We start from the raw sequence: 9248 nt of genomic DNA, 5'->3' as shown, positions 1-9248 counted from the left end.
CTAGGCAGCGTTTGAGAACAGTGGGAGCCTCCAGTTAGTTTTGTTGTGTCGCAACGAAACTCAATACTGGAGGCTCCTGGTGTCAAGCGTACCGGTTCCTGCCGTGCTCACCGATGGTCAGTGGCGTCACCTGCGTCGCTGGTTGCCTGCCCCGGCCCCGACCGGCCGACCGATCACCAGATCGCGCAGAACGCTGGTCGATGCGATTGCCTGGCGGGTCCGGGTGGGAGCACCCTGGCGGTTCCTCCCGCCCAGTTTCGGTCCCTGGCAGACGGCGTACTGGCTGTTTCGCACCTGGCAGACCGAGGGCGTCTGGCCCATGATCGTCAAAGCGATCTGGACCTTCCTCGATGCAGCCGGGCACCTGACCTGGACCGTCAGCGTCGACTCCACCACCGTGCGCGCCCACCACGCCGCGGCCGGAGCCGGCCGGCGGCTGGTCCCCGGTGAACCCGACGACCATGCGCTGGGCCGCTCGCGGGGCGGCTGGACCACCAAGATCCACCTCGCCGCCGATGCCAGCCAGACCGTGCTGAGCTTCAAACTCACCGCCGGGCACATGGCCGACTCCCCGCACCTGCCCGGTGTGCTCGATGACATCGGCGTGCCTCGGCCCGGGCCGGGCAGGCCCCGAACCCGGCCGTACCGGGTCCTGGCCGACAAGGGCTACCCGTCCCGGGCCAACCGTGCCTACCTGCGCCGGCGTGGCATCCAGGCGGTGATACCCGACCGGGCCGATCAGCAGCGCAACCGCACCGCGAAGGGCCGCCTCGGCGGGCGGCCCCCCTCGTTCGACCGCGAGATCTACAAGCAGCGCAACACTGTTGAGCGAGCCATCGGCCGTCTCAAGCGCTACCGCGCCGTCGCCACCCGATACGACAAACTCGCCGTCCGATATGAAGCCACCATCCAGGTCGCCATCATCCTCGACTGGAAACCCGAGTTCTCAGACGCTGCCTAGTCAGTACCCGTACGCGCTCGGGGCGTTCTGGCCGCCGTCGACCGGGATCACCGCGCCGTTGATCGCCTTCGCCTTGGGCGACAAGAGGAACGCGATCACCTCGGCGACGTCCTTGGGGTCCACGAGCTCGCGGGCCGGGAACTCCTCCAGGAACGCCTCGTAGCGCCCCGGGTCGGCCACGCGCATCCGGTCCCAGTTGCGGTCCGGGATGAGCATCGACCCCGGCGCGACCGCGTTCACGCGGACGCCGCTGGGGCCCAGCTCGCGCCCGAGGACCGTCGCGGCGTGGTTCAGCGCGGCCTTGGTCGACCCGTACGCCAGCCCGGGGGAGGGCTTCGACCCCGAGATCGAGGAGACCAGGACCGCCGCGCCGCCGGTGCGCCGCAGCTGCGGCAGCGCCGCCTTCAACGTCGTCATCGCATTGGTCACGTTGACGCTCAACGTGTACGCCCAGTCCTCCGGTGTGGTGTCCAGGAGGCTCCGGCCGCGCGCCCCGCCGACGTTCGCGACCACCCCGGCCAGGTCGCCCAGGCGGCGCCCCGCCTCGTGCACGAACTCCACCACCAGCTCGGGATCGTTGACGTCCATCGCGCGCGTCGCGACCTTGACGTCGTGCTCGGCGCGGAGCTTCTCGGCGAACTCGTTCAAAGGAGCGGCGTTGCGCGCGCAGAGGGCCAGCGGGACGCCTTCGGCGGCCAGCAGCTGGGCGGTGACCATGCCCAGGCCGTGGCTGGCACCGGTGATGAGGACAGGGCTGTTCAGATGCATGCCGTTCATAATGACGTGTCCCGTCTCGTCCGGCCCCGCCCGCCGAGTGCGGACGCGGGCGCGGGGCCGGTCCGTGCCAGACCGGCCCCGCGAGACTCGCGGCGCTAACGCCACTCGGCGAGGGGATTGTCCAGCCTGCCGATGAAGATCAGGCTCTCGTCCTGGTGCTCCAGGTCGACCATCTGCTGATTGTTCTTCAGCTGCAACCGGTTCAGGCACGACAGCGTGAAACTGTCCTCGAACAGCGAGAACCGCTCGAACGCCTCGCCGAGCTCGGGGTGGGTGCCCTGGTAGTCCTTCAGGGCCTCGGCCGCGACGCGCCAGAACGCGTCCTCGCCGAGCACCCCGTCGAGGTGCAGCTCGGCCGCGAGGAACCGCAGGAAGCAGTCCACGACGTCGGTCAGCACGCACAGGGCCCGGTGCTCGTCGGGCACCTCGCCCTGGATCCGCGACAGCTCCTCGGGCACCGCCGTGGAGGGCTCCAGGATCCCGCACTCCTCGCCGATGTCCTTGAGGAAGACCCGGTCGACCGCGCCGTCCTTCAGCACGAGGATCACGTTCTCCCCGTGGGGCATGAACACCAGCCCGAACTTGAACATGCAGTGCGCCACGGGCACCAGGTACGCGTCCAGGTAGCCCCGGAGCCACGCCTCGGGCGCCAGCCCCGAGCGGCGGATCAGCGCCGACGCGAACGGCCTCCCGTCGCCGTCCCGGTGCAGCAGCGAGGCCATCGTGGCGACGTGCTCGCCCTTGGCCAGCTTCGGGACCGGGCTCTCGCGCCACAGGGCCGCGAGCATCTTCCGGTACGGAGAGCCCTTCGGCGCTCCGGCCGTGTAGGCCGGGTGCCGGTAGCCGACCGAGGCCCTCTCGCGCAGCACCGCCGTGCCGTGGCGCTTCAGGGTCGGGTCGCCGTGCACGAGGTCGGCCACGTAGTCGCTGATCGCGGGCGTGACCTCCATGTACTCGGTCGACAGGCCGCGCATGAAGCCCATGTTCAGCACCGACAGGGCGGTCTTGACGTAGTCCGCCCCGGGCCGGGACCGGTTGAAGAACGTCCGGATCGACTGCTGCGCCTGGTACTCGTCGTGGCCCTCGCCGAGCGGGACGAGGCGCCCGGCGGCGATCTCGGGCGCGAACGTCACCGAGATCTTGTTGCGCCACTGCCACGGGTGCACCGGGATCAGGTAGACGTCCTCATAGGTCAGTCCGCGGTCGGTGAGCATCGACGCGAAGTACTCGCGCGAGTCCGCGTCGAGCTGCGACTCGACCAGCCAAGCGAAGTCCAGTTCCGGTGCGGCCGCGAACATCGCGTGCTCGCGCCGGGCCGCGAGCCACATCAGGCGCACGCCCGCGCCCGCCTCGGGCGCGTAGGCCCGGTAGTCCTCGGAGGTGAAGCCCAGGCGCCCCGAGCCGGCCACGAAGCACGGGTGCCCGCCGGTCATGGCCGCCTCGACCGCCTGGAAGCCCGCGTCCACCAGCTCGGCCGCGGTCGGCTGGTCCTCGCCGAGCTGGTACGCCCCGCGGTTGATCGTCGCGGCGACCTCCTCGAGGTACACCGGCAGCACCGACTCGCTCAGCCCCAGTTCGCCCTGGAACGCCAGGAAGAACGAGGCCGCGTCGAGCTCGCGCTCCTTCCCGTCGGCGTCCAGGCGCGCGATCGAGTCCGCGTCCACGGCCCAGTGGTCGAGCTTGAGGCGCTCGGCGGCGAACGTGTACCGCTCCCCGGACGCGGCGACGGCGTAACCGTCGCCGTCCCTGACCGGGACCAGCAGCCGCTCGTGCGCGAACTCGCCGATCGCCTTGGCCAGCAGGAGCCTCGTGGACCGCAGCCACAGCTCGGGGGTCAGATGGTCGATGGCGCTCACGGGTGCACTCCTCTGGCGGCGGACCGCTCGAAATCGATTCGGGTGCAGAAGCTCAGCAGCCCCTGCTTGTCCTCGAGCTCCACGGCCCGCTGGGGCCGGAAGCCGACGAATTCGTTGAGGCGGTGGATCGCCTCGTTGCCCACGTCCGGTTCGACCACGACGCGCTCGGCCTCGAAGCCCTCGAACAGCAGGCGCATCACGGTCTCCATGACGCCCTTGGTGAACCCGGGGATCGGCTGGTCGCTCGGGGCGGTGAGCACGTGCATGCCCACGTCGCCCGGCGCCGGGTCGTACACGCCCGCGAGTTCGGAGCGGGCCGGGTCGTAGACCTCCACGAGGAACCGGGCCCGGTAGTGGTACAGCCCCATGTAGGCGAAATGGTGCGCGTTCATCTCGATCGCCTCGTGCTCGGCGAGCACGTCGGCCACCGAGGCGTCCTGCATCATCCAGTACCGCGCCTTGGGGTGCGTCACCCACTCGTGCAGCAGCGGCGAGTCCGTCGGCGGGTCGACCAGGCGCAGGCCGAAGTCGCCGAGGCTCGGGTGCAGGTGGTAGAAGGTGCTGGGCGCCTTCAGGGTCGCTGTCACGGCGGTGCCCCTTTCACGAGTGGTCTCCGACGGGGATGCTCTTCACGGCAGTGGTGCTCCGAACTCCTGGAAGCCGATGCGGTGTTCGATCGGGTAGACCTCCCGGCCGGCCAGGGACCGGATGATCCAGGAGTTGCGGTGTGCGGCCATGCCGAGGTCGGGGGCGGTGAAGCCGTGGGTCGCGAGTTCGGCGTTCTGCACGAAGACCTCGCCCGCCCCGGCGGCGTCGACGCTGTAGTCGCGGCGGGCCTCCAGGCGCCCGGTCGCGTCGAACCGGAGCCGGTCGCGAACGGGGTTCATGAAGTCGGGGACGCGGTAACTGTAGCCGGTCGCCAGCACCAGGCCCTCGGTGAGCAGCTCGAAGGAGCGGTCCTGCTCGTGCTGCCGCACGCCCAGGCGCACACTCCACCCCGCCGCCTTCTCGACTGTACTTTTTTCAAGAGTGCAGTTGGTGAACAGCCTGGTCGCGACGGTGCCCTGCTCGAAGCGCTTCTGGTACAGCACGTCGAAGATGTCGTTGACGAGCTCGGCGTTGATGCCCTTGTACAGGCCCTTCTGGGTCGCGTTGAGCTCGTCGCGCTTGGCCGCCGGCAGGCCGTGGAAGTAGTCCACGTACTCCGGGCTCGTCATCTCCAGCGTGAGCTTGGTGTACTCCAGCGGGAAGAACCTGGGGGAGCGCGTCACCCAGTTCAGCTCGTACCCGCCGGACTCGATGTCGCCCAGCAGGTCCCGGTACACCTCGGCCGCGCTCTGGCCGCTGCCGACGACGGTGATCGAACCGCACTCCTTGAGCCGGTCCCGGTGCTCCAGGTACGCGGACGCGTGGCACACCGTCTCGCTCTCCAGCTCCCGGCACGCGGGCGGGATCCACGGCGGCGTCCCGGTCCCCAGGACGATCCGCCTCGCATGGTGGACCTCGGTGCCGCCGGGGCCCTCCGAGCGCACCGCGTAGGCGCCGCCCTGCCATTCGACCCCGGTCACGGTGCGCTCGAAGCGCAGGTTCCCGAGCTTGGCGGCCGCCCACCGCAGGTAGTCCTGGAACTCGGTGCGCAGCTGGAAGAACGACTCGCGGATGTAGAACGGGTAGATCCGGCCCTGCTGCTTGAGGTAGTTGAGGAACGAGAACTCGGAGGTCGGGTCGGCGAGCGTCACGAGGTCGGCCATGAACGGCACCTGCATGGTGGTGCCCTCGATGAGCATCCCCGGGTGCCAGTCGACGTTCGCCTTGCGCTCCAGGAAGAGCCCGTCGAGGTCCGCGATCGGATCGGTCAGGGCCGCGAGACCGAGGTTGAACGGCCCCACGCCGATCCCGATGAAGTCGTAGACCTTCACGCCGACTCCCCGACCCTCTTGCCGTGCTGCGCGAGCGCTTCGAGCACGGGCACGATGTCCGACAGGCCCGTCTCGGGGTTGAGCAGCGTGAGCTTCAGGGCGATGCGGCCCTCGACCCTGGTGGCCGCGACCATGCCGGCGCCCGAGGCCGCGAGGGCCTCGCGGGCCCGGCGGTGGACCTCGTCGTCGGCGCCGGCGAGGCGGAACAGCACCGTCGACAGCTGCGAGGGCGGGGCGGCGACCTCGAAGCGCGGGTCGGTGGCGATCCAGTCCCACGTCTCGCCGGCGAGGGCGCAGACCCGGTCGAACATGTCGCCGACCGCATCGGGTCCCAAGGTGCGCAACGTCATCCACAGTTTCAGCGCGTCGAAGCGCCGCGTGGTCTGGAGGCTCTTGTCGACCTGGTTCGGGACGGCGCCCTCGGCGGGGTTGAGGTAGTCGGCGTGGTGCGTGACGTGGCGCAGCGAGGCGCGGTCGCGCACGATGAGCGCCGAGGAGCTGACGGGCTGGAAGAACGACTTGTGGTAGTCCACGGTGACCGAGTCGGCGTGCTCGATGCCCTCGAGCAGGCCCCGGTGCTCGCGGGAGACGAGCAGGCCGCAGCCGTAGGCGGCGTCCACGTGCAGCCAGACCCGGTGCGCGGCGGCGATCTCGGCGATGGGGCCGAGCGGGTCGACCGACCCGAAGTCGGTGGTCCCGGCGGTGGCGACCACCGCGGCGGGCACCAGGCCCTGCTCGCGGCAGGTCTCGATGGCGGCGTCGAGCGCGGCCGGGTTCATGCGGAACCAGTCGTCGGCCGGGACGGTGATGACCGCGTCCTCGCCGAGACCGAGGAGCCTGGCGGCCTTGACGACGCTGAAGTGGCTGTGCGGGGACGCGAAGAGCCGCAGTCGCGGCAGGACCTCGACGCCGCGCAGCGGGGTGCCCTCCTCGACGCGGTGCTTGAGCAGGAGGTGCTCGACGGCCTCGTCCCTGGCCAGGAGCAGCGCGTGCAGGTTCGACTGCGTCCCACCCGAAGTGAACACGCCGTCGGCCTCGGCGCCGAGGCCGATGCGCTCGGCCGTCCACTCGATGAGGCGCTGCTCGATGAAGGTGCCGCCGGCGCTCTGGTCCCACGTGTCGACCGAGGTGTTCACGGCGGCGAGCACGGTCTCGGCGGCCACGGCCGGGAGGGCGACCGGGCAGTTGAGGTGCGCGAGGTAGCTCGGGTGGTGGAACCAGACCGCGTCGTTCAGGTAGAGCTCGCCGACCTCCTCGAACGCGTCCTCGAAGGACGCCAGGGGCCGGTCGAGGTCGACCGCGGCGATGGCCGGTGCCAGGTCGGCCGGGGCGGCGCCGGTCCAGGGCCGGTCGACGGCGGCGAACCGCTCGGCGAGGCGCCCGGCGACGTCGGCGATGAGGCCGCGATAGGCGGCGGCCGATTCGCGGCCCAGCAGGGCGGGAGGCTGGGTTCTGTTGGGCGGCAGGGGAGCCGGACGCGGGTCGGCGCTTGTCAGCACGGAGTGTCCTTTCGCGGAGGGACGGTCTCGAGATGGCCGGGGAACGTGTAGGTTAGGCTAACCTAACCGTGAGTTCGGCGGAAGGGCTCATCCCGGATGGTGATGTTCTCCACGAATTCTTGCGATGACTAGCCGGGTAAGGCATTTGCGTGAAATGCCGACATCCCGTGTACGGCACGATGAACAGTCCCTTGAGGACTGTCGAGAGGGATTGCGGCCCAGGCCGCTTGCGCCGGTGCGACGCACCAGGCCGAAGGTCCGGAAACTTAGTTGCGGCGGCGCCCGGGGGGAGCCACCGCCGCGTTCATATCGTGCAGGACCGGGGCAAAACTGTCTGTCACCAATCCGACAACGAACGGTGTACCCCGCGGGCCGGCTCCCTGCGCGTCCCGTCGTCCGCGTTGCGGCGCAAAAAGACCGGCAGGGGCCGATGGCCCCCGCCGGTCCGGAATCCTCCCCGAACGGGTTACCTCGGCTCCGCGATCCACGCCTCCACGACCCAGGTCATGGTCTCCAGCGGGATCGACCCGCTGGAGAGGACGCGGTCGTGGAAGTGCCGCAGGTCGAACGCGCTCCCGAGCGCCTTCTCGGCCCGCGCCCGCAGCATCTCGATGTGCTTGCGCCCGATCATGTACGCCAGCGCCTGGCCCGGCCAGGCGATGTACCGGTCGACCTCGTTCGCGATGTTCACTTCGGACAGCGCGGTGTTGTCGCGCATGTACTGGAGCGCCCGCTCCCGCGACCAGCCGAACGCGTGCATCCCGGTGTCGACGACGAGCCGGCAGGCCCGCCAGGCGTCGAACGAGACCATGCCCAGGCGCGCCAGATCGCCGCTGTAGAGCCCGATCTCGTCGCACAGCCGCTCGGTGTACAGGCCCCAGCCCTCGCCGAAGGCGGTGACGTAGCCGAACTGCCGGAACTGCGGCAGGTCGGTGAGGGTCTGGCCGAGCGCGAACTGGAGGTGGTGTCCGGGGACGCTCTCGTGGAACGCGAGGGCCTCGTACTCGTACCGGGAGCGGCTGGCGGGGTCGTAGGTGTTGACCCAGTGGGTGCCCGGGCGGGAGCCGTCGGAGGCGGGGACGGTGTAGTAGGCGAGGGTCGAGCCCTTCGCGGCCGCTTCGGGGATGACCTGGACGTTGCACGGCGCGACGTCGTAGTCCAGGAACGCCGTGGGCAGGGCCTCCTCGGCCCGGTGGAGTGCGGCGGTGACGTCGGCGAGGATCTCGTCGGCGGTCTCGTAGCGCAGCGAGAGGTCGCCGCGGAGCCGGTCGATGACCTCGCCGGCGTCCGCGGCGCCCAGGGCCCGTGCGCCGATCTCGGCGAATTCGCCGCGCAGGCGCGCGACCTCGTCGAGTCCGATCCGGTGGATTTCCTCGGGGGTGAGGTCGGTGGTGGTGAAGTAGCGCGAGGCGGCCCGGTATCCGGCCTCGCCGCCGGGCACGTTGCAGACGCCGACGTGCTCGTCGTCGCGGGCGACCGGCAGCAGCTCCGTTTCGAGCGCCGTGCGCCAGCGGGCGAGGGCGGGGCGCACCCGCTCGGCGACGAGCAGCCGGGCCTTCGTGCGCCACTCGTCGACGTCCACGCCCGTGGGCTCGAGCGAGGCGAGCGGGTCGGCGGCGACGTCGGTGGCGAGGTAGTCGTCGATCTGCCCGATGACGGCGAGTACGCCGTGGCGGGTCTGGTGGCGTCCTTCGCCGCCGGCCCGGCGGTAGCGGTCGAGCACGGCGTCGAAGTGGTCGCCGACGGCGCCCAGGCGCACGAGGTAGTCGCGGCTGCGCTGCTCGGAGTCGAGGGTCGTGCGCGGCAGCGAGGACAGCATGGAGGAGACGGGCCCGGAGATGGTGTTGCTGAGGGCGACTTCGCCGAGGGCCGCCTGGAGGTTCGCGGCCTGGTCCGAGACCAGGCGGGCGAGGACCGAGTAGGTGATGCGGTCCTGGCCTTCGAGGGTGTCGGGGTCGATCGCGGCGAGGCCGTCGCGGATCTCGGTGTGGTGGGCGAGCCGCACCAGGTCGCCCTCCCGGCTCGGGTCGGGGAGCCGGTCGTCGTGGCCGGGGAGGCCGTAGAACGTGGCGGAGGTGGGGTTGTCGGCCAGGTGGTGGTCGAAGTGGCGCTGCGCCAGCGCCGCGAGCTGAGGATCGCCCATGAGTGCCCTTTCGTGCGAGGTGCCACGACTCTATTCGCTTCACTAGCCGACCGGCAAGTGCGTTGGGAGCGGAGCGGGCCGGGATCGAACGAT

General features: G+C 70.5%; 7 protein-coding genes. 1 reads left to right on the top strand and 6 read right to left on the bottom strand.

Annotated features, from left to right (window positions below):
* Positions 1 to 79: 79 nt before the first annotated feature.
* A complete protein-coding gene (locus BLQ63_RS06070) occupies positions 80 to 961 on the top strand; it encodes an IS5 family transposase (protein ID WP_091030119.1) in 882 nt (293 codons plus the stop codon).
* Here BLQ63_RS06070 and BLQ63_RS06065 read toward each other — a convergent pair whose 3' ends face one another.
* From BLQ63_RS06065 to BLQ63_RS06040, 6 genes are all read right to left on the bottom strand, one after another.
* On the bottom strand, positions 962 to 1729 hold the full coding sequence (locus BLQ63_RS06065; protein WP_177154804.1) for an SDR family NAD(P)-dependent oxidoreductase: 768 nt from the start codon (positions 1727 to 1729) through the stop codon (positions 962 to 964).
* 104 nt (positions 1730 to 1833) lie between these two features.
* A complete protein-coding gene (locus BLQ63_RS06060; protein ID WP_143014781.1) occupies positions 1834 to 3594 on the bottom strand; it encodes an IucA/IucC family protein in 1761 nt (586 codons plus the stop codon).
* Positions 3591 to 4181 carry a GNAT family N-acetyltransferase gene (locus tag BLQ63_RS06055; protein WP_218125086.1) on the bottom strand — a complete coding sequence of 197 codons (591 nt, stop codon included), beginning with the start codon at positions 4179 to 4181 and terminating at the stop codon, positions 3591 to 3593. Before BLQ63_RS06055 ends, BLQ63_RS06060 begins: the two co-directional genes overlap by 4 nt.
* 42 nt (positions 4182 to 4223) lie before the next feature.
* A complete protein-coding gene (locus BLQ63_RS06050; RefSeq protein ID WP_091030106.1) occupies positions 4224 to 5513 on the bottom strand; it encodes a lysine N(6)-hydroxylase/L-ornithine N(5)-oxygenase family protein in 1290 nt (429 codons plus the stop codon).
* Positions 5510 to 7009 carry a pyridoxal phosphate-dependent decarboxylase family protein gene (locus tag BLQ63_RS06045; RefSeq protein WP_290427764.1) on the bottom strand — a complete coding sequence of 500 codons (1500 nt, stop codon included), beginning with the start codon at positions 7007 to 7009 and terminating at the stop codon, positions 5510 to 5512. The genes BLQ63_RS06050 and BLQ63_RS06045 overlap by 4 nt, the downstream gene beginning before the upstream one ends.
* Before the next feature lie 469 nt (positions 7010 to 7478).
* Complete coding sequence (locus tag BLQ63_RS06040) at positions 7479 to 9155, bottom strand: DUF885 domain-containing protein (RefSeq protein ID WP_091030100.1); 1677 nt, start codon at positions 9153 to 9155, stop codon at positions 7479 to 7481.
* Between the last annotated feature and the right edge of the window lie 93 nt (positions 9156 to 9248).

Source organism: Glycomyces harbinensis, from assembly GCF_900101745.1.
Taxonomy (GTDB): Bacteria; Actinomycetota; Actinomycetes; order Mycobacteriales; family Micromonosporaceae; genus Glycomyces; species Glycomyces harbinensis.
This window is presented reverse-complemented; position numbering and strand designations above follow the sequence as displayed.